26 protein-coding genes are annotated in these 26,346 nt (G+C 70.3%); 20 read left to right on the top strand and 6 right to left on the bottom strand.

The annotated features are described in order from the left end of the window. The first annotated feature begins 6 nt into the window (after window positions 1-6). A complete protein-coding gene (locus ACQEVG_RS08455; protein ID WP_432979330.1) occupies window positions 7-1,032 on the top strand; it encodes a LacI family DNA-binding transcriptional regulator in 1,026 nt (341 codons plus the stop codon). A gap of 104 nt (window positions 1,033-1,136) precedes the next feature. Next, on the top strand, window positions 1,137-2,027 hold the full coding sequence (locus ACQEVG_RS08450) for a phosphatase PAP2 family protein (RefSeq protein WP_432979327.1): 891 nt from the start codon (window positions 1,137-1,139) through the stop codon (window positions 2,025-2,027). A gap of 96 nt (window positions 2,028-2,123) precedes the next feature. Here ACQEVG_RS08450 and ACQEVG_RS08445 read toward each other — a convergent pair whose 3' ends face one another. Beyond that, the gene (locus ACQEVG_RS08445) at window positions 2,124-5,111 is read right to left on the bottom strand and encodes a bifunctional [glutamine synthetase] adenylyltransferase/[glutamine synthetase]-adenylyl-L-tyrosine phosphorylase (protein WP_432979324.1); all 2,988 of its coding nucleotides are present in this window, start codon (window positions 5,109-5,111) and stop codon (window positions 2,124-2,126) included. Between the two features lie 236 nt (window positions 5,112-5,347). Here ACQEVG_RS08445 and ACQEVG_RS08440 point away from each other — a divergent pair, with 236 nt between their 5' ends. The 8 genes from ACQEVG_RS08440 (at window position 5,348) to ACQEVG_RS08405 (ending at window position 13,023) form a co-directional block, all read left to right on the top strand. After that, the gene (locus tag ACQEVG_RS08440; RefSeq protein ID WP_432979321.1) at window positions 5,348-5,857 is read left to right on the top strand and encodes a pyridoxamine 5'-phosphate oxidase family protein; all 510 of its coding nucleotides are present in this window, start codon (window positions 5,348-5,350) and stop codon (window positions 5,855-5,857) included. Between the two features lie 51 nt (window positions 5,858-5,908). Next, window positions 5,909-6,340 carry a VOC family protein gene (locus ACQEVG_RS08435; protein WP_432979318.1) on the top strand — a complete coding sequence of 144 codons (432 nt, stop codon included), beginning with the start codon at window positions 5,909-5,911 and terminating at the stop codon, window positions 6,338-6,340. A gap of 209 nt (window positions 6,341-6,549) precedes the next feature. Next, window positions 6,550-6,924 carry a response regulator gene (locus ACQEVG_RS08430; RefSeq protein ID WP_432979315.1) on the top strand — a complete coding sequence of 125 codons (375 nt, stop codon included), beginning with the start codon at window positions 6,550-6,552 and terminating at the stop codon, window positions 6,922-6,924. Continuing rightward, window positions 6,924-7,298, top strand: coding sequence for a response regulator transcription factor (locus ACQEVG_RS08425; RefSeq protein ID WP_432979312.1), 375 nt, complete (start codon window positions 6,924-6,926; stop codon window positions 7,296-7,298). The genes ACQEVG_RS08430 and ACQEVG_RS08425 overlap by 1 nt, the downstream gene beginning before the upstream one ends. Beyond that, a complete protein-coding gene (locus ACQEVG_RS08420; protein ID WP_432979309.1) occupies window positions 7,295-8,395 on the top strand; it encodes a HEAT repeat domain-containing protein in 1,101 nt (366 codons plus the stop codon). Before ACQEVG_RS08425 ends, ACQEVG_RS08420 begins: the two co-directional genes overlap by 4 nt. After that, window positions 8,392-9,933 carry a glycosyltransferase family 2 protein gene (locus tag ACQEVG_RS08415; protein WP_432979306.1) on the top strand — a complete coding sequence of 514 codons (1,542 nt, stop codon included), beginning with the start codon at window positions 8,392-8,394 and terminating at the stop codon, window positions 9,931-9,933. Before ACQEVG_RS08420 ends, ACQEVG_RS08415 begins: the two co-directional genes overlap by 4 nt. Beyond that, the gene (locus ACQEVG_RS08410; protein WP_432979303.1) at window positions 9,930-12,032 is read left to right on the top strand and encodes an ATP-binding protein; all 2,103 of its coding nucleotides are present in this window, start codon (window positions 9,930-9,932) and stop codon (window positions 12,030-12,032) included. Before ACQEVG_RS08415 ends, ACQEVG_RS08410 begins: the two co-directional genes overlap by 4 nt. 49 nt (window positions 12,033-12,081) lie before the next feature. Next, complete coding sequence (locus tag ACQEVG_RS08405; RefSeq protein WP_432979300.1) at window positions 12,082-13,023, top strand: glycoside hydrolase family 16 protein; 942 nt, start codon at window positions 12,082-12,084, stop codon at window positions 13,021-13,023. On the opposite strand, the gene ACQEVG_RS08400 is transcribed toward ACQEVG_RS08405, so the two are convergent. Continuing rightward, a complete protein-coding gene (locus tag ACQEVG_RS08400; RefSeq protein WP_432979297.1) occupies window positions 12,987-13,442 on the bottom strand; it encodes an ATP-binding protein in 456 nt (151 codons plus the stop codon). The two genes, ACQEVG_RS08405 and ACQEVG_RS08400, sit on opposite strands and share 37 nt — an antisense overlap. Window positions 13,443-13,560: 118 nt before the next feature. On the opposite strand from ACQEVG_RS08400, the gene ACQEVG_RS08395 reads away from it, so the two are divergent. Genes ACQEVG_RS08395 through ACQEVG_RS08380 form a run of 4 tightly spaced genes read left to right on the top strand, consistent with a single transcriptional unit; the run spans window position 13,561 to window position 15,720 of the window. Further along, window positions 13,561-14,397: a helix-turn-helix domain-containing protein gene (locus ACQEVG_RS08395; protein WP_432979294.1), complete on the top strand. Its 837-nt coding sequence runs from the start codon at window positions 13,561-13,563 to the stop codon at window positions 14,395-14,397. Further along, window positions 14,394-14,585, top strand: coding sequence for a DUF397 domain-containing protein (locus tag ACQEVG_RS08390; protein ID WP_432979291.1), 192 nt, complete (start codon window positions 14,394-14,396; stop codon window positions 14,583-14,585). The genes ACQEVG_RS08395 and ACQEVG_RS08390 overlap by 4 nt, the downstream gene beginning before the upstream one ends. 18 nt (window positions 14,586-14,603) lie before the next feature. Continuing rightward, window positions 14,604-15,035 (top strand): VOC family protein, encoded by a 432-nt coding sequence (locus ACQEVG_RS08385; protein WP_432979288.1) that lies wholly within the window; start codon window positions 14,604-14,606, stop codon window positions 15,033-15,035. 34 nt (window positions 15,036-15,069) lie between these two features. Beyond that, window positions 15,070-15,720: a hypothetical protein gene (locus ACQEVG_RS08380; protein WP_432979285.1), complete on the top strand. Its 651-nt coding sequence runs from the start codon at window positions 15,070-15,072 to the stop codon at window positions 15,718-15,720. A 27-nt stretch (window positions 15,721-15,747) separates the two neighbouring features. On the opposite strand, the gene ACQEVG_RS08375 is transcribed toward ACQEVG_RS08380, so the two are convergent. Continuing rightward, window positions 15,748-15,939, bottom strand: coding sequence for an antitoxin (locus ACQEVG_RS08375; RefSeq protein ID WP_432979282.1), 192 nt, complete (start codon window positions 15,937-15,939; stop codon window positions 15,748-15,750). 155 nt (window positions 15,940-16,094) lie between these two features. Beyond that, on the bottom strand, window positions 16,095-17,456 hold the full coding sequence (locus ACQEVG_RS08370; RefSeq protein WP_432979279.1) for a glutamine synthetase family protein: 1,362 nt from the start codon (window positions 17,454-17,456) through the stop codon (window positions 16,095-16,097). A 639-nt stretch (window positions 17,457-18,095) separates the two neighbouring features. On the opposite strand from ACQEVG_RS08370, the gene ACQEVG_RS08365 reads away from it, so the two are divergent. The 3 genes from ACQEVG_RS08365 (at window position 18,096) to ACQEVG_RS08355 (ending at window position 20,023) form a co-directional block, all read left to right on the top strand. Continuing rightward, window positions 18,096-18,737: a DUF3105 domain-containing protein gene (locus tag ACQEVG_RS08365; RefSeq protein WP_432979276.1), complete on the top strand. Its 642-nt coding sequence runs from the start codon at window positions 18,096-18,098 to the stop codon at window positions 18,735-18,737. Window positions 18,738-18,742: 5 nt separating this feature from the next. Then, window positions 18,743-19,408 carry a DUF305 domain-containing protein gene (locus ACQEVG_RS08360; RefSeq protein ID WP_432979273.1) on the top strand — a complete coding sequence of 222 codons (666 nt, stop codon included), beginning with the start codon at window positions 18,743-18,745 and terminating at the stop codon, window positions 19,406-19,408. A gap of 192 nt (window positions 19,409-19,600) precedes the next feature. Next, on the top strand, window positions 19,601-20,023 hold the full coding sequence (locus tag ACQEVG_RS08355) for a CBS domain-containing protein (RefSeq protein ID WP_432979270.1): 423 nt from the start codon (window positions 19,601-19,603) through the stop codon (window positions 20,021-20,023). On the opposite strand, the gene ACQEVG_RS08350 is transcribed toward ACQEVG_RS08355, so the two are convergent. After that, complete coding sequence (locus ACQEVG_RS08350) at window positions 19,941-20,879, bottom strand: alpha/beta fold hydrolase (protein WP_432979267.1); 939 nt, start codon at window positions 20,877-20,879, stop codon at window positions 19,941-19,943. The two genes, ACQEVG_RS08355 and ACQEVG_RS08350, sit on opposite strands and share 83 nt — an antisense overlap. A 227-nt stretch (window positions 20,880-21,106) precedes the next feature. Here ACQEVG_RS08350 and ACQEVG_RS08345 point away from each other — a divergent pair, with 227 nt between their 5' ends. From ACQEVG_RS08345 to ACQEVG_RS08335, 3 genes are all read left to right on the top strand, one after another. Continuing rightward, window positions 21,107-21,523, top strand: coding sequence for a hypothetical protein (locus tag ACQEVG_RS08345; protein ID WP_432979264.1), 417 nt, complete (start codon window positions 21,107-21,109; stop codon window positions 21,521-21,523). A gap of 105 nt (window positions 21,524-21,628) precedes the next feature. Then, window positions 21,629-23,245 (top strand): multicopper oxidase family protein, encoded by a 1,617-nt coding sequence (locus ACQEVG_RS08340; RefSeq protein ID WP_432979261.1) that lies wholly within the window; start codon window positions 21,629-21,631, stop codon window positions 23,243-23,245. 125 nt (window positions 23,246-23,370) lie between these two features. Continuing rightward, a complete protein-coding gene (locus ACQEVG_RS08335; RefSeq protein WP_432979258.1) occupies window positions 23,371-25,128 on the top strand; it encodes an NAD+ synthase in 1,758 nt (585 codons plus the stop codon). Here ACQEVG_RS08335 and ACQEVG_RS08330 read toward each other — a convergent pair. Further along, the gene (locus ACQEVG_RS08330; RefSeq protein ID WP_432979255.1) at window positions 25,097-26,338 is read right to left on the bottom strand and encodes an MFS transporter; all 1,242 of its coding nucleotides are present in this window, start codon (window positions 26,336-26,338) and stop codon (window positions 25,097-25,099) included. The two genes, ACQEVG_RS08335 and ACQEVG_RS08330, sit on opposite strands and share 32 nt — an antisense overlap. Window positions 26,339-26,346: the final 8 nt, after the last annotated feature.

The raw sequence follows: 26,346 nt of genomic DNA, 5'->3' as shown, positions 1-26,346 counted from the left end.
AGTCCCGTGACCGCACGGCTTGCCGACATCGCAGCCCAGGCGGGGGTCAGCGAAGCCACAGTCAGCCGCGTGCTCAACGGCAAGCCCGGTGTGGCCGCGGCCACCCGCGAATCCGTACTCGCAGCGCTCGACGTGCTCGGATACGAGCGCCCGGTGCGGCTGAAGCAGCGCAGCGCCGGCCTGGTCGGCCTGATAACACCGGAGCTCGACAACCCGATCTTCCCGGCGCTGGCCCAGGTCATCGGCCAGGCCCTGACCCGGCAGGGCTACACCCCGGTCCTCGCCACCCAGACCCCGGGCGGCTCCACCGAGGACGAGCTCACCGAAATGCTGGTGGACCGCGGGGTCTCCGGAATCATCTTCGTCTCGGGCCTGCACGCGGACACCACCGCCGATATGCAGCGCTACGACCAGCTGCGCGGACAGGGCGTCCCCTATGTCCTCCTGGGCGGCTTCTCGCCCAAGGTGAAGGCCCCCTTCGTCTCGCCCGACGACCGGGCCGCCATGCATCTCGCGGTGACCCATCTCGCCTCACTCGGCCACACCCGGATCGGCCTGGCGGTCGGCCCGAAGCGTTTCGTGCCCGTACTGCGGAAGATCGAGGGCTTCCAGCAGGCCATGGAGGCCCGGCTCGGTCTCGCCCCCGAGGAGTCCGAGGAACTGATCCAGCACTCCCTCTACACCCTCGAAGGCGGCCAGGCCGCGGCGGGCGCCCTCATCGGGCTCGGATGCACGGCAGTGGTGTGCGCGAGCGACATGATGGCGCTCGGCGCGATCCGGGCCGCGCGTGGGCAGGGCCTGAAGGTACCGCGCGACGTCTCTGTGGTGGGCTTCGACGACTCTCCGCTCATAGCGTTCACGGACCCGCCGCTGACCACCATCCGGCAGCCGGTGCAGGCCATGGGGCAGGCCGCTGTCCGCACCCTCCTGGAGGAGATCGGCGGGACTCCCGCTCCGCACAGCGAATTCGTCTTCATGCCGGAGCTGGTGGTACGGGGATCGACCGCTTCGGGGCCCGTACAGCGCCCCTGACAGGGACCCGGTGCAGACAGTCGTCCCTAGGGCGTAGACAATGCAAACAGGACCAGACCGAGGGATGATCGGTGTGGGACGCGAATCTGACAGACTCTCTCCCTATGGGCGAAGCGACCGTGAAGACACTGGAAGGCCGGACGGCTACCCCGCCACCCATGGTGGACGAAGCCGCCGAGGTGCCGCCTGTGCGGAGCCGGCTGCAGGAGCTACGGTCGCCCCGCCGCCCGCGGATCTGGTTCGAAATCCTTCTGATCGCGGTGAGTTACTGGACCTACTCACTGATCCGCAATGCGGTGCCGGAGCAGAAGGCGCAGGCACTGCGTAACGCGGACTGGATCTGGGACGTCGAGCACTCGCTGGGCCTGGCGGTCGAGCAGTCGGTCAATCACGCGATGAATTCCGTGACTTGGCTGATCGTGTCGATGAACTACTACTACGCCACATTGCACTTCGTCGTGACGATCGGTGTGCTGGTGTGGCTGTACCGCTGGCATCCGGGCCGGTACGCATCTGCCCGTCTTGTCCTTTTTGCCACGACGGGTGTCGCACTGGTCGGCTACTACCTGTATCCGCTCGCGCCGCCCCGGCTGATGAACGGGCACCGCTTTATCGACACGGTGCTGGTCCACCACACGTGGGGCTCGATGGCCTCGGGCAACCTGAAGAACATGTCGAACCAGTACGCGGCGATGCCGTCGATGCATATCGGCTGGTCGCTGTGGTGCGGACTCATCATCTTCGGGCTGGCGGCCACGCCGTGGGCGAAGATCCTCGGCCTCCTCTACCCGACGCTGACGCTCGTGGTCATCGTGGCCACGGCGAACCATTTCTGGCTGGACGCGGTCGGCGGCATGCTCTGCCTGACCTTCGGCTTCGCCCTCTCCTACGGCTGGTACCGGCAGCTGCCGCACCGGCTGCCGCAGATGCCCGCACTGGCGGGGGACGCGAGCCGCCCGCGGTTCGCCCTCCCGGTGAGCCTCTCGCGCCGCTAGGGCGCAGTGCGCGTCCCGGTGCGTGATACGCCCGCCACCCGCTCCTCCCCCGCGGCCGGGGCCGCGTGCGTGCCTTCCTGCTCGCCGGGGAGCGCGTCACGCACCGTAGAACAGCTCCTCCACCACCGCCCGTGCCCGTCTCGTCACCCTCCGGTAGTCGTCCAGCATGTCCCCCACATGCCCCGGCTCATAGCCCAAGTACCGCCCCACCGCCGCCAGTTCCCGCCCGTCCGACGGGAAAGTGTCGCCCGGCCGGCCCCGCACCAGCATCACCCCGTTGCGCACCCGGGTCGCCAGGACCCACGCCTCGTCGAGGATCTGGGCGTCCTCCGTCGCGATCAGGCCGGCCGCATGCGCGGCGGCCAGGGCGTGCCGCGTACGGGTCGTCCGCAGGCCCGGCTCCGCCCAGCCGTGGCGCATCTGGAAGAGCTGGACCGTCCACTCGACGTCGCTGAGACCGCCCCGCCCCAGCTTCGTGTGGAGCGTGGGGTCCGCCCCGCGCGGCATGCGCTCGGACTCCATCCGGGCCTTCAGCCGGCGGATCTCCCGGACCGCGTCCTCCCCCAGCCCCTCCGCGGGGTAGCGCAGCGGGTCGACCAGATCGATGAAGCGGCGCGCCAGCTCCTCGTCGCCCGCCATCGGCTCAGCCCGAAGCAGTGCCTGGCTCTCCCAGATCAGCGACCACCGGCGGTAGTACGCGTCGTAGGAGGCGAGGGTGCGGACCATCGGCCCGCTCTTGCCCTCCGGCCGCAGATCCGCGTCGATCAGCAGCGGCGGGTCGGTCGTCGGCAGCTGCAGCAGCCGGCGCATCTCCGTGACGACCGTGTTCGCCGCCCGCGTCGCCTCATGCTCGTCCACGCCCTCCCGCGGCTCGTGCACGAAAAGCACATCAGCGTCCGAGCCGTAGCTCTGCTCGTGCCCCCCGAAGCGCCCCATGCCGATGACCGCGAACCGTGTCGGCAGTTCGTCGCCCCACTGTTCGCGCACCGCGGCCCGCACCGCGCCCGCGATCGTCGCCGCGTTCAGGTCGGTGACCGCGTTCCCGACCCGGTCCACCAGCGCGCCGGGGTCCGCCTCGGCGGGATTCTCCTCGGTGCCGTACGAGCCGATCAGGTCCGCAGCGGCGGTACGGAACAGCTCGCGGCGGCGCACCCCACGAGCCACCGCGACCGCCGCCTCCGCGGTGTCCGCGCGCCCCACCGCCGCCAGGATCTCCTGCTCCAGATGGTCCCGGCTGCGCGGCTTCAGGCCCTCCGGATCGCCGAGCAGGGCCACCGCCTCGGGCGCCCGCAGCAGCAGGTCGGGGGCGAGCCGCCCGGCGGACAGCACCCGGGCCAGATTCTCGGCGGCCGCGCCCTCGTCCCGCAGCAGCCGCAGGTACCAGGGCGTCTTGCCGAGCGCGTCGGACACCCTGCGGAAGCCCAGCAGACCGGCGTCCGGATCGGCCGAGTCCGCGAACCACCCGAGCAGCACCGGCAGCAGGGTCCGCTGGATCGCCGCCTTCCTCGACACCCCGGACGAGAGCGCCTCCAGATGACGCAGAGCCGCCGCGGGATCCGCGTAACCGAGCGCTTCCAGACGCTGCCGCGCCGCCTCCTCGCTGAGCCGCGTCTCTCCGGGCGCGAGCTGCGCGACGGCGTCGAGCAGCGGCCGGTAGAACAGCTTCTCGTGCAGCCGGCGCACCACCGCCGCGTGCCGCTTCCACTCCTTGTTGAGCTCGGCGACCGGGTCCGTACGCAGTCCGAGCGAGCGCCCCAGGCGGCGCAGATCAGCCTCGTCCTCCGGCACCAGATGCGTACGCCGCAGCCGGTACAGCTGGATGCGGTGCTCCATGGCGCGCAGGAAGCGGTACGCGGAGTCCAGCTGCGCCGCGTCCGCGCGCCCCACATAGCCGCCGGCCGCCAGTGCCCGTAGGGCCTCCAGCGTGCTGCCGCTGCGCAGCGTCGCGTCGCTGCGCCCGTGCACGAGCTGCAGCAGCTGTACGGCGAACTCGACGTCCCGCAGCCCGCCCGGACCGAGCTTGAGCTCGCGCTCGATCTCGGCGACCGGGATGTTGTCGACGACGCGGCGGCGCATCTTCTGTACGTCGGCGACGAAGTTCTCGCGTTCGGCGGCCTGCCACACCAGCGGCTCGACAGCCTCGATGTACTCCTCGCCGAGCCCGGGGTCACCGGCGACCGGCCGGGCCTTGAGCAGCGCCTGGAACTCCCAGGTCTTGGCCCAGCGCTGGTAGTACGCGAGGTGGCTGGAGAGCGTGCGCACCAGCGGGCCGTTGCGTCCCTCGGGCCGCAGATTGGCGTCGACCGGCCAGATCGTGCCCTCGACCGTCGGCTCGGAGCAGATCCGCATCAGATGGGACGCCAGCCGGGTCGCGGCCTGCATGGCCTTGCTCTCGTCGGCGCCCTCGGCCGGCTCGCCGACGAAGATGACGTCCACGTCGGAGACGTAGTTGAGCTCGTGGCCGCCGCACTTGCCCATGGCGATGACGGCGAGCCGGCACAGCGCGTCGTCGGCGGGGGCCGCGGCCCGGGCGATGGCGAGGGCGGCGCGCAGCGTGGCCGTGGCGAGGTCGGCCAGTTCGGCGGCGGCCTCGGCGACATCGGTCGTACCGCACACATCGCGCGCCGCTATGGACAGCAGGCACCGGCGGTAGGCGATCCGCAGCGAGACCGGGTCGGTGGCGTCGGCGAGTCCGCGCTCGAACTCGGCGACGCCGGGGTGCAGATCGGCCGCCTCATAGGTGACGAGGGCCTGCCAGTCGCCCGGGTGGCGGGCCAGATGGTCGCCGAGCGCCTCGGACGCGCCGAGCACTCCGAGCAGCCGGTCGCGCAGGGGCTTGGCGGTGACGAGCGTGTCGAGGAGGCGACGCCGGGCCGTCGGCTCCTGGGCCTCCACCAGCCGTACGAGAGAGCGCAGCGCGAGGTCGGGATCGGCGACGACGCCGAGCGCGTCGAGCAGGACCGGGTCGGACCGTACGGAAGCCATCTCGGGGAGGCCGAGAAGCCGTTCTGCGACAGCCGGATCGGTGAAGCCGTGCCGCAGCAGGCGGGTGAACGTACTGCTCCTGCGCCCCGGCACCGTCATCCCGCCGTCTCCCGTCCTGCGATCAAGGCCCGGATCCGAGCTTAGGGGGTGTCCGCCCGCGGTGGACCCCGGTGATCCGCGCCCTTGCGGCGAGCGGGCGCCGATGGCATGACATTCACAATCTTGGGCCCGCCCGCCACGTGAGGCCACCCGTACCGGATCGAGGCGGACCGATGAGTACGGGGACCGGCCACGGTCTACATATTCGGTGACCCCCGGACGGAGAGGACCCCGCCATGCCTGAGCCAGTGCCCGAGCTGGACCCCCGCTACAGCGACCCGAAAGCCACCGCCGGGGACTGGTCCCGGGCGGTCGACCGCCTGAAGGCCGCCGAGCTCTTCTGGCTGTCGACCGTACGGCCCGACGGCCGCCCCCATGTCACCCCGCTGATCGCCGTGTGGCACGACGGCGGGCTGCACTTCTGCACCGGCGTCGAGGAGCGCAAGGCGAAGAACCTCCGCCAGAATCAGGAGGTGGTCCTCACCACCGGAGCGAACGCCCTGAACGAGGGCTACGACCTGGTGATCGAGGGCGCGGCGGTGCGCGTCACCGACGAGGCGAAGCTGCGCGCCATCTCCGCGCTGTATGTCCAGAAGTACGGCCCGGACTGGGAATTCGAGGTCGGCGACCGGGGATTCATCAGCTCGGGCGGCCCCGCCCTGGTGTTCCGGGTGGCGCCACGCACGGCATTCGGCTTCGCGAAGGGCGACCCGTTCGGCCAGACCCGCTGGCAGTTCACGCAGTGAAACTCGCTGTGGCTCAGTGAAACCAATGACATCAGTGAAGGAGCTCCGTCGATGGAACTGACCCTTGAAGTGATCATGGTCCCGGTCTCCGATCCCGACCGGTCGAAGACGTTCTACGAGGAGGGCTGCGGCTTCAAGGTCGACCTCGACCAGGAAGTGGCCCCCGGCATCCGCATCATCCAGCTGACCCCGCCCGGCTCCCGCTGCTCGATCGCGATGGGCAGCGGTCTGCCGGGCAACCCGGACCAGCCCTCGATGGCCCCCGGCTCGCTCCAGGGCCTGCAGCTGTGTACGACGGACATCGCCGCGACCCGGGCGGCGCTCGTCGAACGGTCGGTGGACGTCAGCGAGATCCAGCACGTGGGCAGGACGGGCTGGGAGCCCGGCCCCGGCGACAGGTGGAACTCGTTCATGTTCTTCAAGGACCCGGACGGCAACGGCTGGATCGTCCAGGAGGCGCCGGCGCCGCTGTCGGAGCGCTGAGCGGACGCGAGTTGTGACGCCGCACGGCGTCACACAACTTCCGGTCACGATAAGCCCGTTGTCCAAGCCAGCTATCCCCTGGCGGAATTGGCCTGGGCTCCCGCCCCACTCCGTCTCCTGTTACCGACAGTGATCATAAATGTGGCAGGTGAGGCGAAACGCACATATCTTGATGGCAGTGACGCGATACTTCCGTGACAAGGACAGTAATGGGCTCTCCGCGCGTACTCGTGATCGAAGACGATCTGGACGTCAATGCCCTGCTGGAGCGTCATCTCAGCGCATTTGGGTGCCAGGTGGCCGTCGCGGAGACGGGCGAAGAGGGCCTGGAACTCGCCTTCGCGGAGCCACCGGACATGGTGATCATCGACATCCTGCTCCCTGGTATCGACGGCCGGGAGGTCATCCGCAGACTGCGCGCGGACGGCCGTACCAGCAAGTGCCACCTCGTCGTCTCCTCCGTGCTCGACCCGCAGGACCTGGCCGAGTTGGCGGCGGACGAGCTGCTGACCAAACCGTTCCGGCGCTCGACTGTGATGCGCCTTCTCGACTCCTTCCGGAATTCCGCATCCCAGGAGACGTAATGGCTCGTGTCCTCATAGCCGATGACGATGTCGACATACGGGACCTTGTCGCGTTCAAACTGACCCAGAGCGGTCACGAGGTCATCGCCGTGGAGGACGGCATGGCGGCGCTCAAGACAGCGCGCAGCGAGCCGGTGGATGTGGCTCTGCTCGACATACGCATGCCCGGAATGTCCGGACTGGATGTGTGCCGCGAACTGCGCGCGTCGCCCGAGACCGCGTCGCTCCCCGTCATCCTGCTCACTGCCCGCTCCCAGGAGGGAGACGTCGAGACGGGTTTCGCCGCGGGAGCCGACGACTACATCATCAAGCCGTTCAGCCCGCGCGAGCTGAGCAGCCGGGTCCAGGCCGTGCTCACCAGGGCCGCGCGGTGATCGCCACCAGTCTCGTCACCGGCGCGCTGCTGTGCCTGGTGGCCGTCGTGGCGCTGCTGGGGGTGCTGATCGTCGGCCTGCGCGTCACCCGTCGGTATCGGCAGCGCCGAAGAGACCGGATCGTGGCCCCGGTGCGGGGGCTGCTGCTTGAGCTCGTGTGCGCGGAGGAGGATGAGGAGAGCGAGGCGCTGACCCGGCTCTCGGAGCTCGACGACCGCACCTGGAGGGCTCTGGAGCCAACGGTCTCGGCGATGTTCGGCAAGGTCACCGGACAGGCCAGGACCGCGCTCATCCGGCTGTTCGAGCGCCGCGGGGCCACCGCGCACGCCGTGGTGGATCTGGGCCGCCGGGGCGCGGTTCGACGGGGCCGCGCCGCGGAAGTGCTCGGCCAGCTCCGTCACCGGTCCGCGGCACCACCGCTCTGCCGCCTGCTGGACGACCGCGACCCGGAGGTGCGGCTGGTCGCCGCACGGGCGCTGGGCCGGATCGGAGAACCCTCGGTCGTCCCGCAGCTGCTGGACTGCCTCTACGGACCGCGGACCGTACCGCCCGCCGTGGTCACCCGGGCGCTGACGTCCTTCGGGCCGGAGGCCCTGCGGAGCATCGCGGCGGGCCTGGAGCACCCGGAGCCGCTCGTCCGGGCCGTGGCGATCGAGACGCTGGGCGCGATCGGCGGGGTCTCCAGGACCGCTGAGATCGCCCACGCCCTCCGCGAGGATCCAAATCCGGAAGTGCGCATCAGGGCCGCCCGTGCGCTGGGCAGGCTCGGCATGCCCGACGGCCTTCAGCCGCTGCTGGCCGCGGTGGCTCCCGGTCAACCGGTCGCCCTGCGCATGGTGGCCGCCGGGGCCCTGGGCAGCCTGGGTGCCGTCGCCGCGACAAACCGGCTGCGAGGCCTGCTCGGCGACCCGGATGATCATGTGGCCGCCACCGCGGCCCGGTCGCTGCTGCGGCTCGGCGAGGTGGGCGGCGCCGAATTGCGGGCGGCTGCCGACGGCCGTTCCGGCAGTCGGGCGGCGGCGCAGGCCAGGGCGGCGCTGGCGGAGGCGTCCGTCGTGGGCACGTCCTTCAGTCACGTCGTCGGAGTGACCCCGTGAGTGCAGTGAGCGCTGCCGAGGCGCTGAGCCCGGTGAACGCGGCCGGCACCTGGAACGTGGCGAGCGACGGGCCACTCGGATGGCTCCGGGCCGGGGCGCACGGTCTGCTCTCGGTGAGCGACGACGTGATCCTCGCGTACTTCGCCGTCATCAACACCAGCTATCTGTTCTTGATCGTCCTCGCCGTCGGAGAGCTCGTCAGGAGGCTGCGCCGGGCGTCCTTCGCGGGCTACGACGACGCCTCCGCGAACCCCTTCACCCCGCCGGTGTCGCTGATCATGCCCGCCTACAACGAGGCGGCCGGGATCGCGGAGGCGGTCCGGGCCATGCTCCTGCTGCGCTATCCGGTCTTTGAGGTCGTCGTCGTCGACGACGGCTCCACCGACGGGACGCTGGACACGCTCCGGGAGGCGTTCGACCTCGTCGAGGTGGAGCGCGTCGTGCCCGACGACGTACCGGCGCGCGGCACGGTGGAGTCGGTCCATCTGCCCAGGGGCGGCCCGGTCCCCCTGGTGGTGGCCCGCAAGAAGAACGGCGGCAAGGCCGACGCGCTCAACGTCGGGGTCAACGTGGCGCGCTATCCGCTGCTGTGCATGGTGGACGCGGACTCGATCCTGGACTCCGAGGCGTTGCTCGCGGTGGCCAAGCCGTTCTGCGACGACCCGATGCGGGTGGTGGCCACCGGTGGCGTGATCGGCATCGCCAACGACTGCACCATCGTCGCCGGCCGTGTCGTCGAGGCGCGGATGCCCCGGAACCTGCTGGGCCTCGTGCAGGCTGTCGAGTATCTGCGCGCCTTTCTGCTCGGCCGCAGCGGCTGGTCGAAGGTCGGCGGGCTGCTCGTCATCTCCGGCGCCTTCGGCCTCTTCCGCCGGGACGCTGTGGTGGCGGTGGGTGGGATGGATCCGGACTGCATCGGCGAGGATGCCGAGCTGGTCGTCCGGCTCCACCGGCATCTGCGTGAGCAGGGCCGCGACTACCGCATCGTGTTCGTCAGCGAGCCGATCTCCTGGAGCGAGGCGCCGCCCACGCTGAAGGTTCTGGCGCGGCAGCGGCGGCGGTGGCACCGCGGGCTGACCGAGATCCTGCTCAAGCACCGCCGCATGATCGGCAATCCCCGGTACGGCCGGATCGGGCTGGTGGCGCTGCCGTTCTACGTGGTCTTCGAACTGCTCGCCCCCGTCGTCGAACTGGCCGCCGTCGTCCTGATACCCCTGGGCCTGCTGTTCGGCGCGGTCGATCTGGACTTCCTGTGGCGCTTCCTGCTCGTCGCGTACGGCTACGCGCTGGTGGTCACTCTGGTGTCGGTCGCAGCCGAGGAGTACGCCTTCCACCGGTTCGTACGGTGGCGGGACACCGCGGGCGCCATCGTCGGGGCGACCGCCGAGAACATCGGATACCGCCAGCTCACCGCGTGGTGGCGACTGCGCGGCAGCTGGGACGCACTGCGCCAGGCACCGCAGGTGTGGGGCTCCATGGCCCGCAGCGGATTCGCCGAGCCCGGGCAGACGCGAGCGAGCGAAGGTGATCGTGCGTGAGCGGCGGCAGGGATCGTGGCGGCTACTCCGTGACGCGGCGGCTCGGCACCGCGTTCGGCGTGCTGATCGGCCTCATCGTGCTGGTCGCGGCCGGAGTGCTGGCCGGTGCGTTCATCGGGCACGCGACGACCGACGCGATCGTCGACCGGATACAGCCGACCCTCATCGACAATCTGCGGCTGCACCGCGCGGCTGCCGACGTACAGCGTTCCATGCGCGGCTATCTCATCACCGGCGATCAGAAGCAGCTGGATACCTACCGGGCGGCGCGCGAGGCATACCCGGCGATACTGGCCGAAGCCCTCAAGAGCGGCGGTCCTGAGGCAGATCGGAATCTGCGGACACAGGCACAGCAGCTCCAGGCGTATCTGCGCGTCGTCGAACAACAGGAGAGAGCCACACCGAGAAGCGAGCAGGCCGCCCGGCTCACCCGGAAGGCCACCGTCCCCTACGAGGCGTTCGAGGCCAGCAACCACGAGCTGGAGGACCAGTTGACCGCGGACGCCCGGCGGTTGGACCGCCGCGCCGACAGGATCGTCCGCGTCAGTGTCGCAGCAGTCGGCGCCCTGCTGATCGCGGCGATCGCCGCCGCGGTGTACACGTCGCTGCGCACCACGCGTGCCCTGGTCCGGCCCCTCAAGGGCGTGGAGCACACACTCGGCCGGCTGACCGCGGGCGAGCACTCGGCACGGGCGGAGCAGCAGGGGCCGGCCGAGATGTGCGCGGTGGCCCGGTCGGTGAACACGCTCGCCGACGAGAGCGACCGGCTGCGCGAGATCGAGGAGGAGCGGCGGCGACTGTCGGGGATTGCGCGGGGAGTCGGCATCCGGATCCGCGAGCGCCTCGACGTCGATCAGGTCCTGGACGTGACCTGCACGGGGATGGGCGAGGGTCTGGACGCCGATTACCTGTTCGTGCTGCTCTGCGACGGGGACAAGCCGACGGTGCCCGTGACGCGAGCCTGGTCCGCAGAGCAAGGCCTGCTCACCACGGAGCAACAGAGTGCGCTTCCCCCCGTGCCCGCCGAAGTGATCCGCGATCATTACCGCCGGGGAACGATCTGGTCCATCGACAATTTGTCCGACTACCTGGCCGAGACCACGCCCGTGCCGGGCGCCCCCGGCTCCTTCGGCGAGGCGGGCATGCCGGAGGAGAACCGGAATGCCGCCGCGGCCCTGGGCCTGGTCTCGGTGGTATTCATCCCTCTGGGAGTGGGCGAGGAGCCCATGGGCGCCGTGGTCCTGGGCGGCACCCGGCCTGAGCGTCGCTGGCGGGCAGTGGAGATCGAAATCGCGGAGTCCATGGTCGCCGGTGTCGGCCGCGCGCTGCACAACTCGATGCTCTACGGGCAAGAGGCGCGCCTGGTGGAGAAGTTGCGCGCGCTGGACCAGGCCAAGAGCGACTTTCTGTCGACCGTCTCCCACGAGTTGCGGACTCCGCTGACCAGCATCGTGGGATACGTCGAGTTGCTGAAGGACGACGAAACGGGCCCGCTCTCGGAGCCGCAGCACCGCATGCTGGACATCGTCGACCGCAACGCCAACCGGTTGCGCGCGCTGATCGAGGATCTGCTGACCCTGTCCCGGATCGAGGCCGGCACCTTCAGTTCGCAGAAGGGCGAGGTCGACCTGCGCCGGCTGGTGGCGTCGGCGGTGGACACCATCAGGCCCGCCGCCGAGGCGGCCTCCGTCCGCCTGGAGATCGACTGCCCCGAAGTGCCGCTCGTGCTGGAGGCGGACAGCGAACAACTGGACCGGGTCCTGATGAACCTGCTGTCCAACGCCGTGAAATTCACTCCCGGCGGCGGGCACGTACGCGTAGAGGCCGCCGCAGACGACGGCCACGCCGTCCTCAGCGTCAGCGACAGCGGCATCGGCATCCCCGAGAAGGAACGCAAGCAGCTCTTCAGCCGGTTCTTCCGGGCCTCGAACGCCGTGGACGCGGCCATCCCGGGCACGGGACTCGGGCTGACCATCGTCAACACGATCGTGACGAACCACGGAGGCACCACGGAAGTCCGCTCCCAGGAGGGCGAGGGCACCACGGTGACGGCCCGGCTGCCGCTGGTGGCCGCGGAAGAGACCGTGCAAGCCCCCTGATCCGTCCCGCAGGGTTGGCTGCTCGCGGCCGGCCAGGAGGTGCGACCTAATGAAACTGCTGCTACGGAGCCGCCGCACGTGCCCGGCGGTGGCGTCCGCGCTCGCCGTCCTCGCCGTGGGCTGCGGCCCGCCGGCTGCGCGTGCCACCCCGCCGTCCACTGACGGGTGGAACGTCGAGTGGACCGACGACTTCGACGGCAGAGCCGGAACCGCGCCGGACACCAAGGACTGGATCATCGACGTCGGCACCGGATATCCCGGCGGTCCGCCCCAGTGGGGAACCGGTGAGATCCAGAGGTATACGGCCGGCCCCGCCAACCTGAGCCAGGACGGCCAAGGCAACCTGCGCATCACACCGCTGCGGGACGGCGCCGGACGATGGACTTCCGGCCGCATCGAGACGCGCCGCAGCGACTTCCGGCCACCGGACGGCAAGAAGCTTCGCGTTCAGGCCCGCATCCAGCTCCCCGGCGTCACCGGCGCCGCGGCCGCGGGGTACTGGCCGGCCTTCTGGACCCTGGGCCGGCCTTTCCGTACCGGCGAGGGAGTCCCACCCACCGTGGGCGAGTTCGACGTCATGGAGAACGCCAACGGCGTCAACCGGGTCTGGGGCGCCATGCATTGCGGAACGAGCACGGGCGGCCCCTGCAACGAGAGCACGGGCCTCAGTGCCAACACGACCTGCCTCGACTCGGACTGCACCGGCCGCTTCCACACCTACGCCGTCGAGTGGGACCGCAGCGTCGAGCCGGAGCGGGCGAGCTGGTACGTCGACGGAAGGCGCTACCACTCGGTCAGCTCGGCGCAGATGGACGAGGCCACCTGGGACGCCGCCACGGGCCACGGGCACTTCATCCTCCTCAACGTGGCCATCGGCGGCGGCTTCGCCAAAGCCGTCGCCGGGTACAGCACGCCCACTCCGGACACGCGACCAGGCAGCCCCATGCTCGTCGACTACGTCACCGTCCTGGCCGCAGGCGGCTCAGAGTGATGCAGCTGGTCGATCTCCGCCCATACGGTCTTGCAGGGTGCAGGCCCGATTTCGGTCCCCCACCTGTCGGCGTACGCCTCGACCAGCAGCAGCCCGCGGCCCGACTCGCCCTCGGGGAGCGGGCCTTCAGGTGCGTGGGGCAGCAGGTCGGCGCGGGTGTCCGTGACTTCGACGCACACTGTCCCTGTTCCGGTCAGGCGGATGGTGAGGCGGAAGTCCCGTCCGGCCACCCGCCCGTGCAACGCGGCGTTCGCGGCGAGCTCGGCGACGATCTGCCCGGCGGCCTCGTACGGCTGCCCCCAGTCGATGAGTTGCTGCACCGCCAGCCGACGGGCGAGCCGCGCGCCCCGGCGCGTGGGCGAGAGCAGCACGGTGAAGTGGCGTACAGATGTCGCGGTTCGGGTGATTTCTTGGTTCACATCACTCAGCGTGGCCGCCCGCACCTACTGTGAACAGCAACGACGTCGGTACGCAGCGTTACTGTCCGGGCGGGGTCCGGGTCGGTCCGGTCAGTGCGGGTGCGCGGAGGAGGGCGGCATGGACGACGGTACGGAGCAGCAGAGTTGGGACGACGAGAGCGGGGCGGTCCTCAGGGCGGTCGGCCGTCAACTGAAGGCGTGGCGGGAGGCCATGGGGCTGCGGCAGGCGGAACTGGGGGCGGCAATCGGCTACAGCGAGGAGCAGGTCTCCTCGGTGGAACGCGGACGGCGGGCGCCGAAGGAGGCGTTCCTGGTCAGGGCGGATGACGTCCTGGGGGCGGGCGGCAAGATCGCCGCGATGCAGAAGGATGTGGAGGAGGCCAGGTATCCGAAGAAGATCAGGGACCTGGCGAAGGTGGAGTCGGAGGCGGTCGAGCTGGGCGCGTTCAACAGCGGGGTGATCCATGGGCTGTTACAGACCGAGGACTACGCACGGGCACTGTTCCGCATGAGACGGCCTCTGTACACCGAGGACGTCATTGAACGCGAGGTAGGTGCCCGGATGGCACGCCAGGACATCATCGACAAGACGAAGACCCTGCCGGTCTTCAGCTTCGTTCAGGACGAGGTGACGTTGCGTCGGCCGGTCGGCGGCAGAATGGTGCAGCGGCGGCAGCTCGAACGACTGTTGGAGGTCGGGCAGTTCCGGAACGTCGAGATCCAGGTGATGCCGACGGACCGCGAGGAACATGCCGGTCTGACCGGCGGGTTCCGGATCTTCAAGCTCCGGAGCGGTTTGACGCTGGGGTATGCGGAGGTGCTGCACTTCACGCGCCTGATCTCCGAGCCAAGGGAGGTGCAGTTCCTGGAGATGCAGTATGGAAGCATCCGAGCGCAGGCTCTCACGCCACGGGAGTCGCTGGCCCTCATCGAGAAAGTGCGGGGAGAGACATGAGCATCGAGCCCGAGCTCGATTGGTTCAAGAGCAGCTACAGCACCGGAGAAGCTGGCTCCGACTGCGTCGAGGTAGCCGGCACCCCCAGCACCATCCACGTCCGCGACTCCAAGAACACACCCGGCCCACAGCTCGCTTTCGCCCCGCAGGCATGGGCAGACTTCGTGACGCACGCAGCCAACCGCTGACCGCCAGGAGGCACCGGCATGGACTGGACGCTCGAAGTGATCGTGGTCCCCGTCTCGGACGTGGACCGGGCCAGAGACTTCTACCGCGACAGGCTCGGCTTCAAGCTGGACGTCGACAAACAGGTCACCGAAGACATGCGCATCGTCCAGCTGACGCCTCCCGGCTCCGGGTGCTCGATCGTCATCGGTGAGGGCATCGGAGGTCCGGACGGCGGCCCGAAGCCCGGCTCCTACGCCGGGCTTCAGCTGGTCGTCGCGGACATCAAGGCGGCCCACGCCGAGCTCGTCGAGCGCGGCGTGGAGGTCTCGGACCCGGTCGAGATCGCGCCGAGCGACGGCGGGACCTTTATGCACTTCAAGGACCCGGACGGCAACGCCTGGGCGGTGCAGGAGTATCGCGTACGCGCCACAAAGCCGCTGTACGAGGTGCTGCGCCCCAGCGACGACTGAGCCCTGTCCGGCAGCGCACGCTACGGTTCCTGCCATGTCTCGATCAACGGAAGCCAGACGCCTGCCCGTCACCGCGGACGACGTCGACCAGGCCGTTCAGCTCGCCGTCGCCGCACTCCGAGTGGCGCCCCCGGCGGCCTGGGACGGCAATGCCGGCTCGCTGGAGTGGGACTGCTGGGAGACCGTCGAGCACCTCAGCGACGACCTTTTCGCCTACGCCGCCCAAATCGGCCCCAGGACACCGCCGTTGGACCGCGAAGTGCCCTTCGCATGGGAAAGACGACGGCCCGGCGGGCCCGCGAACGCCATCCACGCGGACCGCGCGGCGGGGGCCACCGGGCTGCTGCAGGTGCTGGAGGCGAGCGGCGCGCTGCTGGTCGCCATGGTGCGTACGACACCGGCAACGGTCCGGGCGCACCACAGTTACGGGGTGTCGGACCCGGAAGGCTTCGCCGCGATGGGGGTCGTGGAGACCCTGGTGCACACCCACGATCTGGCCGAGGGACTGGGGCTCGCCTGGGACCCGCCCGCCGATCTGTGCTCGCGGGTGCTGACCCGGCTGTTCCCGGACGCCCCGGAGGACACCGCTCCCTGGCCCACCCTCCTGTGGGCCACGGGGCGCGCGGAACTGCCCGGGCACCCGCGCCTGACCACATGGCGCTGGTACGGCGCACCACGGCCCTAGACAGCGGCGGCCGGGGACGCATCACGGTCAGGGCTGGGGCCTGTCCTCCCGGCCTCCCGTGCCGAACTCGTCCTTGAGCTTGTCCTGGCCAGTGTCGACCTGGCCGCTGTACTTGCCCTGGGTCTTGTCGTCGACGAAGTCGCCCGACTTGTCGACGCCCTTGTCGGCATGCGACTCGTGGCCCTTCATCATTTGCTTGAGCTTGTCCATCATGGACATGGAGTCATCCTCCTTGCGGCATGGCCCCCACCCCTCCAGGGTCGTCGCACATCGCACGGCTCGCACCCTCAGCCAATGAGGACATGGCTCCGGGCCGGTGGCGTACTGCCACCGGCCCGGAGCCGTCTCAGAACGAAAGCCCGCCTGGCCTGCGCTTACAGCACCGGCAGGTTCTTCCGCAGCTCGAAGGCGGTGACCTCGCTCCGGTACTCCTCCCACTCCTGCTTCTTGTTGCGCAGGAAGAAGTCGAAGACATGCTCACCGAGCGTCTCCGCCACCAGCTCGCTCCGCTCCATCAGCGCGATCGCCTCGCCCAGGTTCTGCGGCAGCGGCTCGATCCCCATCGCCCGGCGCTCCGCGTCCGACAGCGCCCATACGTCGTCGTCCGCGCCCGCCGGGAGTTCGTAGCCCTCCTCGATGCCCTTGAGGCCCGCGGCGAGCAGCACCGCGTACGTGAGATACGGGTTCGCGCCGGAGTCGATGGAGCGGACCTCGACGCGGGCGGAGCCCGTCTTGCCCGGCTTGTACATCGGGACGCGGATCAGCGCCGAGCGGTTGTTGTGGCCCCAGCAGATGTACGAAGGGGCCTCGCCGCCCGCGCCCGCGCTGCGGGCCGAGCCGCCCCAGATGCGCTTGTAGGAATTGACCCACTGATTGGTGACGGCCGAGATCTCCGCGGCGTGCCTGAGGAGGCCCGCGATGAAGGAGCGGCCGACCTTGGAGAGCTGGTATTCGGCGCCCGACTCGTAGAAGGCGTTCCGGTCTCCCTCGAAGAGGGAGAGGTGGGTGTGCATGCCGGAGCCGGGGTACTCGCTGAACGGCTTCGGCATGAAGGTCGCCTGCACGCCCTGCTCCAGCGCGACCTGCTTCATGACCAGGCGGAACGTCATGATGTTGTCGGCGGTGGAGAGCGCGTCCGCGTAGCGCAGGTCGATCTCCTGCTGGCCCGGCGCGCCCTCGTGGTGGCTGAACTCCACCGAGATGCCCATGGACTCGAGCATGGTGATCGCCTGGCGGCGGAAGTCCATGCCGACGTTCTGGGGGGTGTGGTCGAAGTATCCGGAATTGTCCGCGGGTACCGGCCGGGAGCCGTCCAGCGGCTTGTCCTTCAGGAGGAAGAACTCGATCTCGGGGTGGGTGTAGAAGGTGAAGCCCAGGTCCGAGGTCTTGGCGAGGATCCGCTTGAGGACGAAGCGCGGGTCCGCGAAGGAGGGCGAGCCGTCGGGCATCAGGATGTCGCAGAACATCCGCGCCGTGCCGGGGGCCTCCGCGCGCCACGGGATGATCTGGAAGGTGCTCGGATCCGGCTTGGCGATCATGTCGGACTCGTAGACCCGCGCGAAGCCCTCGATCGCGGAGCCGTCGAAGCCGATGCCCTCGTCAAAGGCCTGCTCAAGCTCGGCGGGGGCCACCGCGACCGACTTCAGGAAGCCGAGCACATCGGTGAACCACAGGCGCACAAAGCGGATGTCGCGCTCCTCGAGCGTACGGAGCACGAATTCCTGCTGCTTATCCATTTCCACCCATCCTTGCTGGTCAAGCCGCCTGCTCCGCACGAGCATGCCACCCCAGAGTTTCAGGCGCGTTGCGTGCCGCGCCAAGGGCCGCAGAACCGGCTGAGCCCCATTGTGGGCCAGGGCCTGCGCCGATACGACCCCGAGGCCTCCCCGATCTCGTGGGCGGCCACTTCTGCTACCGCTGTTATGGCTGTTTTTCGTGGCCCCATATGAGGTGCCGCGCGCCCCCGCACACTACGATCTGCGGCCATGGGGGGTTCCCGGCTCAACCTCGCGCGCACGGCGCGTCCCATGGCACTGCTGAGTGCCGTGACGACGCTCCTCGGCGCGCTCTTCCGCGCCCCAGAGCGTCACGACCACGGTCAGCTGTCCGTACGACAACGGCGCCTGCGGCCTGGTGCCACTGGTCAAGGCCGCCGTGCTCACCGCGCCGCCGCTGGACGCTCCGCTCGAGGCCGGGGCACAGCCCCCGCACCTCGGCCCGCCGCCGTCCACCGGCCGGCCGCCCCGCTCGGAAGCGCTGCCACGCGCACCCGGCCGTCACGTCCTTCAAGTGCTGCGGACATAGCCACACAGCAGTCCCGCCACCCACAGCTTCTTGATCACACAGACCTGACCTCACGAAGGACGACAACCATCATGGCTTCCCGCAACAACGACCGCCGGGCCCGAATAGAGCAGATGCGCCGCGCCGAGCAGAGCCGCGAGCGCCGCAGCCGCATCATCACCATCGCCGTCAGCGGCGTGGTCGTGGCCGGTCTCGTCGGCTTCGGCGTGTACGCACTCAACAAGGAGTCGGAGAAGAAGGAGCAGAAGGTCGCCGAGGCCAAGGCTCCGGTCATCGGCGAGAAGTCCTGGGACGCGAAGAAGCTCGGCCGCAAGCATGTCGCCAAGGCGGTCACCTACCCGATGAAGCCTCCGGTCGGCGGAGACCACAACCAGGTGTGGATGAACTGCAACGGTGACGTCTACAAGGAGGCGATCCCCGACATGAACGCCGTGCACTCGCTGGAGCACGGCGCGGTCTGGGTGACGTACAACGACAAGGCGCCGGCCGCCGATGTGACCAAGCTGAGCGCCAAGGTCAAGGAGACCCCGTACACGCTGATGAGCCCGGTCAAGGACCAGGCCGGGGCGATCATGCTGAGCGCCTGGGGCAAGCAGCTCACCGTCGACAGCGCCGACGACCCGCGCGTGAGCAAGTTCCTCACCAAGTATGTGCAGGGCCCGCAGACTCCTGAGCCGGGCGCGGCGTGCACCAACGGGCAGAGCGGCAAGTGATCCGGATGAACCGTACGCAGTGGGCGGCGATCACGGCGGTCGTGCTCGCGCTCCTCTTCGCCGGGGCCGCCACGGTGGCCTCGGCGGGCGGCGGTGACTCCACCTCCGAGTCCACCTCCCGTACGCCGTCGGCGGATTCGGCGGACGCGGGCTTCGCGCGCGACATGTCGGTCCACCATCAGCAGGCGGTGGAGATGTCCTTCATCGTCCGGGACCGTACGCAGGACGACGAGGTGCGCAGGCTGGCGTACGACATCGCCAACACGCAGGCCAATCAGCGCGGCATGATGCTGGGCTGGCTGGATCTGTGGGGGCTGCCCAAGCTGTCGGCGGACAGCGAGCCGATGGCCTGGATGATGCCGGGCATGCAGGGTCACGACGGCCACATGGGGCATCAGGCCAAGGACGGTGCCCTGATGCCGGGCATGGCGACCAGGACGGACCTGGACCGGCTCGGCAGGGCGAGCGGCAAGCAGGCCGAGATCGAGTATCTCCAGCTGATGATCAACCACCACAACGGCGGGATCTCGATGGCCGCGGGCTGTGTGAAGCTCTGCACCGTCGGTCCCGAGCGGGAGCTGGCCGAGGGCATGGTGGCCGCACAGCGCTCGGAGGTCGAGCTGATGGTGGACCTGCTGCACAAGCGGGGCGCCGAGGTCCGTGCCTCCTAGGGGCGTGTGCCAGAGGTAGCGCCGTCCGCCCCGGTCAGCCGCGACGTGACCCGGGGCGGGCGGAAGGCCGCGTCAGGCGTGCCACGTCAGGAGCCGTTTTTCACCCGTTCGGCCTACAGCGGTCGCGTACGCCGAACGGCCCAACGACGATGGGTTCGCTCGGGGGCGTCACCGCTCAGGAAGGACGACCCCATGACCACCGCCAGAGACATCATGCATCCGGGGGCCCAGTGGGTCCCCGCGCACGAGACCATCGACCGGGCCGCGCGGCTGATGCGCGAGCTGAACGTGGGCGTGCTGCCGATCGCCGGTGTCGACGGACGGCTCTGCGGCATCCTCACCGACCGCGACATCGTGGTCGGCTGTGTGGCGATGGGGCACGACCCCTCGCAGGTCACTGCGGGCGACATGGCCAGGGGCACCCCGCGCTGGATCGACGCCGACTCGGACGTGGACGAGGTCTTGCAGGAGATGCAGGGCCACCAGATCCGCAGGCTGCCGGTGATAGAGCACAAGCGGCTGGTGGGGATGATCAGCGAGGCCGATCTCGCGCGGCATCTGACGGAGGACCAGATCGCGGCCTGGGTCGGGCAGGTGTACGCGCAGCAGATCTGACCCTGCCGGACTCCTCGCCGCTCCCCCCACTCATCGCCTCGTCCCCCAGCACCGCCCGGGCCACAGCGTCCGGGCGGTCCAGCATCATCAGATGGCCGGACGGGGCGACCGCCTCGAAGCGGGCGCCGAGCAGCTCGGCCAGCGCGCGCTGCCGCTGTGCCCAGCGCGGACCGCCCGCGCCGGCGGCCAGCACGGTGACCGGGACCTGCGGCAGCGGGCGGCGCTCGCGCAGGTCGAGGAGCTCGGCGGCAACCGCGCGGTAGTGGGTGTTCTCCAGGAGGGCGCCCTGCAGCACCCGGGAGGTGGCGTAGCAGCGGCGTACGAGAGCGAGGGGTGCCGGATCCCCGCCGCCCGTACGGGAGAGACGGACCGTCGTACGGCGGGTGAGCGGTCCCAGGGCGGCGGGTGCTCCGGCGGCCGAGAGCGCGGCGCCGAGCGCCCGGGCGGCGGCGGTACGCAGGGCGGGCGCGACGGGCACGCGCGCGTGCTCCTCGACGCTGGAGTCGACGAGGACGACGGCGGCGGTACGGGTGGGATGCAGGCGGGCGAAGGCCTCTGCGTGGAACCCTGCGATCGAGTGCCCGACGACGGTGGCCGGGCCGTGCAGGCCGAGCCCGTCCAGGACGCCCGCGATGCGGTGGGCCTCCCCGGCTGCCGACGGCGGCACGGCGGCCGGGCCGCTCAGCCCGTGTCCCGGGCGGTCGAAGCGGACGACGGTGCGGTGGGGTGCGAGCAGGGGCACGACGGGGTCCCAGTCGAACCAGCTCATCGCGAGCCCGGCGCTCAGGACGCAGACCGGTCCGCTGCCTTCGACGACCACATGGTGCGGTACGCCTCCCACCCGTACGAATGTCACTGCGTGCCACCTTTCCCCTCCCGCGCCAGGGGCAGCGCGAGCACCACCGGCCAGCCTGCCACGAACACGCGTCCGGAGCCGCCGGGAACAGGCGCCCGGAGCCGCCGCCCGGCCCCGGACCGTAGGTGGCCGCGACCGCCCGGGCCGGCGGCGGCCGCGACCCCCCGGACGGCAGCGATGGCGTGGCCCGCCCGTGATGCATACCGGGTGGGGGTAAGCTGCGGATCATGGTGATCGGTCGGCGTGCGCGGTTCGGGCAGCTGCTGCTGTTCATTGCGCTGATCTTCGGGATCGCCACGATGCACACGGCGGGACACCCGGCACCGGGGCACGGTGGCGGGACCGCGGAGCACACGATGTCCTCCTCGACGGCGCACATCGCGCCTCCCGGGCACCGGCAGACCGCCGATCCCGCCGGACTGACGCACACCGGACCGGAGTTGCCCGGCATGGGCATGGACCCGATGACCGTGTGCCTCGCCGTGCTCGACACGTTCACCCTCGTCCTGCTCGCCGGGTCACTGCTGCGGCCGGGACCCGCCGCCGCCCTCGCGGCCTGCCACGCCCGGATACTCCGCGCGCTGTGGCCCGACCCGCCTCCGCGCAGGGAGCTCCTCGCCAGGCTGTCGGTGCTGCGGATCTAGACGTGGGCCCCGCTGCCTGGGAACCTCCGCGCTTCGAGCGGTGTACCAGAAGCAGCAGAAGCGCCCATCTGCACGCACCACCAACACCACGAGGTGTCTTCAGCCATGCGCACTCATCACACGCGCCGCGCCGTGCTCGGCGCCGCAATCGCCGCCGCCGGCGCGGGAGTTCTGGCCGCCAGTTCCGACTCGAGCTCAAGCGGCCACGGCTCGATGAACCACGACAGTGCCGCGGAGGCGACCCCGAAGGCGACGCCGCACGCCCATGGCGCCCCCGACGGCCCGGAGGGCTTCGTCGCCGCCAACGGCCCGGAGGTCGTCAGGCGCGAGGAGGCGCGGGACTCCGGTCCCGTCCGCGCCTTCAAGCTGACCGCCACGGCCACCCCGCTGGAGCTGGGCGGCGGCCGGACGGTCAAGTCGTGGGCGTACGGGGACCGACTGCCCGGCCAGGAGGTCCGGGTCAAGGCCGGTGAGATCCTCGCGCTCTCCCTCGCCAACAACCTGCCGCAGGAGACCTCGCTGCACTGTCACGGCATCTCCATGCGCAACGACATGGACGGGGTGCCGGGTGTGACGCAGCAGCCGATCCGTCCGGGCGCGGAGTTCACGTACCGCTTCACGGTCACCCACCCGGGGACGTACTGGTTCCATCCGCATTCGGGTGTGCAGCTCGACCGCGGTATGTACGCCCCGCTGATCGTGGAGGACCCGAAGGAGCCGCTGTCGTACGACAAGGAGTGGGTCGTCCTCCTGGACGACTGGCTGGACGGGGTCGACGGCTCCACACCGGAGGCGGTCCTGGCGGAGCTGAACCACGGCATGGCCGGACACTCGGGCGAGCACATGCCGTCCATGGCATCCCCGACCGGGAAGACGAAAGGCCCGTCGCGGGTCAGGACAGGCGCGACCAGCCGGCTGCTCGGCGGCGAAGCGGGCGATGTCCACTACCCGTACTACCTGATCAACGGGCGTCTGCCGGACGACCCCGCACAGTTCACCGCCAAGCCCGGCGACCGCATCCGGCTCCGCATCATCAACGCCGGCGGCGAGACGGCCTTCCGGGTGGCGCTCGGCGGCCACAGGCTGACGGTCACCCACACCGACGGCTTCCCGGTCCGTCCCACCAAGACCGATTCCCTGCTTGTGGCCATGGGCGAGCGGTACGACGTGCTGTTCACCGCCGGGGACGGGGTCTTTCCGCTCACCGCGCTCGCCGAGGGCAAGAAGGCCTCGTCGATGGCCGTGCTGCGCACCGGCCGCGGCGCGCTCCCCGCGCCGTCCGTGCGTCCGGCGGAGCTGGACCGGGAGGTGTTGTCGTCGGCCGCCCACCTGGAACCCGACGAGTCGGTGGCCCTGCCCCGGCGCAGGCCGGACAGCATTATGAGGATCAAGCTGACCGGTGGCATGAAGAAGTACGACTGGGCCTTCGACGACAAGCCCTACTCTTCGGACCGGCTCTATGCGATCCGCTCCGGCGAGCGGGTCCGCATGGTGTTCATCAATGCCACGGACATGTGGCATCCCATCCATCTGCACGGACACACCTTCGCCCTGGCGGGAATCAACGGGTCCGGAGCCCGTAAGGACACGGCGGCAGTCCTGCCGCACCGCAAAGTGACCGTGGACTTCGACGCCGACAACCCGGGCCTGTGGATGCTGCACTGCCACAACATCTACCACTCGGAGTCCGGAATGATGGCGACCGTCGCCTACCGCGCGTAATCCTCGGCGGGACCGGGCTCACCGGGGCTCGGTCCCCCTCCCGCGGGCACTTCCGCCGCGGGGCGTGGGGTGGCGCTCACCACACGACGGGACATCGCGTCAGAGAGACGATTACACTGGGCCGCGTGCCTCAACTACGCCTCGCTCTGAATCAGATCGACTCGACCGTCGGCGATCTCGCCGGCAACGCCGAGGCGGTCGTGCACTGGACCCGGCACTCCGCCGAGCAGGGGGCGCATCTCATCGCCTTCCCGGAGATGGTGCTGACCGGCTACCCCGTCGAGGATCTGGCCCTGCGCTCCTCCTTCGTCGAGGCTTCACGGGCCGCCCTGCGGGCGCTCGCCGCGCGTCTCGCCGACGAGGGTTACGGGGAGATCCCCGTGATCGTCGGCTATCTCGACCGCTCCGAGCGGGCGCAGCCCCGCTACGGTCAGCCCGCCGGCGCACCGCGGAACGCCGCCGCGGTACTGCACCGCGGCGAGGTGGTGCTGAGCTTCGCCAAGCACCACCTTCCCAACTACGGCGTCTTCGACGAGTTCCGCTACTTCGTGCCGGGCGACACCATGCCGGTGATCCGCGTGCACGGCATCGACGTGGCACTCGCGATCTGCGAGGACCTCTGGCAGGACGGCGGCCGCGTCCCGGCCACCCGCTCCGCCGGGGCCGGGCTGCTGATCTCCATCAACGCCTCGCCGTACGAGCAGGACAAGGACGACACCCGCCTGGAGCTGGTGCGCAAGCGCGCCCAGGAGGCCGGCTGCACCACCGCGTATCTGGCGATGATCGGCGGGCAGGACGAGCTGGTCTTCGACGGCGACTCGATCGTCGTCGACGCGGCCGGCGAAGTCGTCGCGCGCGCCCCGCAGTTCGCGGAGGGCAGCATCGTCCTGGATCTGGAGCTGCCCGCGGCCCTGGCCGAGCCGCCGACGGGCGTCGTCGACGACGGACTGCGCATCGAGCGCGTCGTCATCTCCGAGGAGCCGCTGGACGCATACGAGGCGGAGCTGGCCGGCGGCTATGCCGAGCGGCTCGACGACGACGAGGAGGTGTACTCCGCACTGGTCGTCGGCCTGCGCGCGTACGCCGCCAAGAACGGCTTCCGCTCGGTGCTGATCGGGCTCTCCGGCGGCATCGACTCCGCGCTCGTCGCGGCGATCGCCTGCGATGCGCTCGGAGCGCGGAACGTGTACGGCGTCTCCATGCCGTCGAAGTACTCCTCCGAGCACTCCAAGGGCGACGCGGCCGAGCTGGCCCGCCGTACCGGGCTCAACTTCCGCACCGTGTCGATCGAGCCGATGTTCGACGCGTACATGGGTGCGCTCGGCCTGACCGGTCTCGCCGAGGAGAACCTCCAGTCGCGGCTGCGCGGCACGACGCTGATGGCCATCTCCAACCAGGAGGGCCACATCGTGCTCGCGCCGGGCAACAAGTCCGAGCTGGCGGTGGGGTATTCAACGCTGTACGGCGACTCGGTCGGCGCGTACGGGCCGATCAAGGACGTCTACAAGACGACCGTCTTCCGGCTCGCCCAGTGGCGCAACCGTGCCGCCGAGGAACGCGGACAGGTCCCGCCGATCCCCGAGGCCTCCATCACCAAGCCGCCGAGCGCGGAGCTGCGCCCCGGCCAGGTCGACACCGACTCGCTGCCGGACTACGACGTACTGGACCGGCTCCTCGCGCTGTACGTGGATCGGGACCAGGGCAAGGACGCGATCGTCGCGGTCGGCTTCGACGAGGAGCTGGTGGCCAAGACGCTGCGGATGGTGGACACGGCGGAGTACAAGCGGCGTCAGTACCCGCCGGGCACCAAGATCTCGGCGAAGGGCTTCGGCAAGGACCGCCGCCTCCCGATCACGAACCGCTGGCGGGAGACGACGAGCTGATCCGGCGCTCCCCGGTACGGGGGCTACCTGCGGCGACGACGCGGGAAGCCCCCGTCGTCGTCTCCGGGCCGCCGCGGTCGAGGAGGCCGGCGACCGCGGCGATCGCCAGGCCGACGACCGCCAGCGCCGCGCCCACCAGCGTCGGGGACGTCCAGCCCCAGCCCGCCGCGATGGCCGCGCCGCCGAGCCAGGCGCCGCCCGCGTTGGCCAGGTTGAAGGCCGAGTGGTTGGAGGCGGAGGCCAGGGTCGGGGCGTCCTGCGCCTTCTGCATGACCAGCATCTGGAGCGGTGTGGTGGTCATGAAACCGACCGCGCCGAGGACGACGACCGTGGCCAGAGCGGCGACCTGGTGGTGCGCGGTGAAGCGGAAGGCCACCAGCACCAGCGCGAGGGCGGTGAGCGACCCGTACAGCGTGGGGCGCAGCGCCCGGTCGGTCAGCGGTCCCGCGGCAAGCGCACCGAGCGTCATGCCGATGCCGAACAGGGCGAGAACGAGAGTGACGGAGGACTCGCCGAAGCCCATCACCTCGGTCGTCATCGAGGCGAGGTAGGAGTACACCGCGAAGACGCCGGCGAAGCCGAAGACCGCGGTGAGCAGACCGAGGAGCACCTGACGGCTGCCGAGGGCGCGCAGCTCGCGGCCCACGCTCTGGTGCGCGTCGAGGGGCACGTACGGAACGAGCCGGGCCAGCGCGGCCATGGCGACCAGGCCGATCACCGTGACGACCAGGAAGGTGGCGCGCCAGCCGAGGTGCTGGCCGAGCAGTGTCGCGGCGGGTACGCCGACGATATTGGCGACGGTGAGGCCGAGGAACATCGTGGCGACCGCGCGCGCCTGGCGTCCGTCCGCGACGAGCCGCGCCGCGACGACCGCGCCGACGCCGAAGAACGCGCCGTGCGGCAGCCCGGCGAGGACGCGGCCGGCGATCAGCCAGCCGAAGCCGGGGGCGAGGGCGGAGGCGAGGTTGCCGACGGTGAACAGGGCCATCAGCAGCTGAAGCATCCGTTTGCGGGGGACGCGGGAGCCGAGGGCGGTGAGCAGGGGGGCGCCGACGACGACGCCGATCGCGTATGCGGAGACGAGGTGGCCGGCGGTGGGGACGGAGGTGTTCAGGTCGTCCGCGACGTTGGGCAGGAGGCCCATCATCACGAACTCCGTTGTACCGATGCCGAACGACGCTATGGCCAGCGCGAGCAGCGCCAGGGGCATGGGAGAGC

This window comes from Streptomyces sp. CA-135486, from assembly GCF_050936555.1.
Lineage (GTDB): Bacteria > Actinomycetota > Actinomycetes > Streptomycetales > Streptomycetaceae > Streptomyces.
This window is presented reverse-complemented; position numbering and strand designations above follow the sequence as displayed.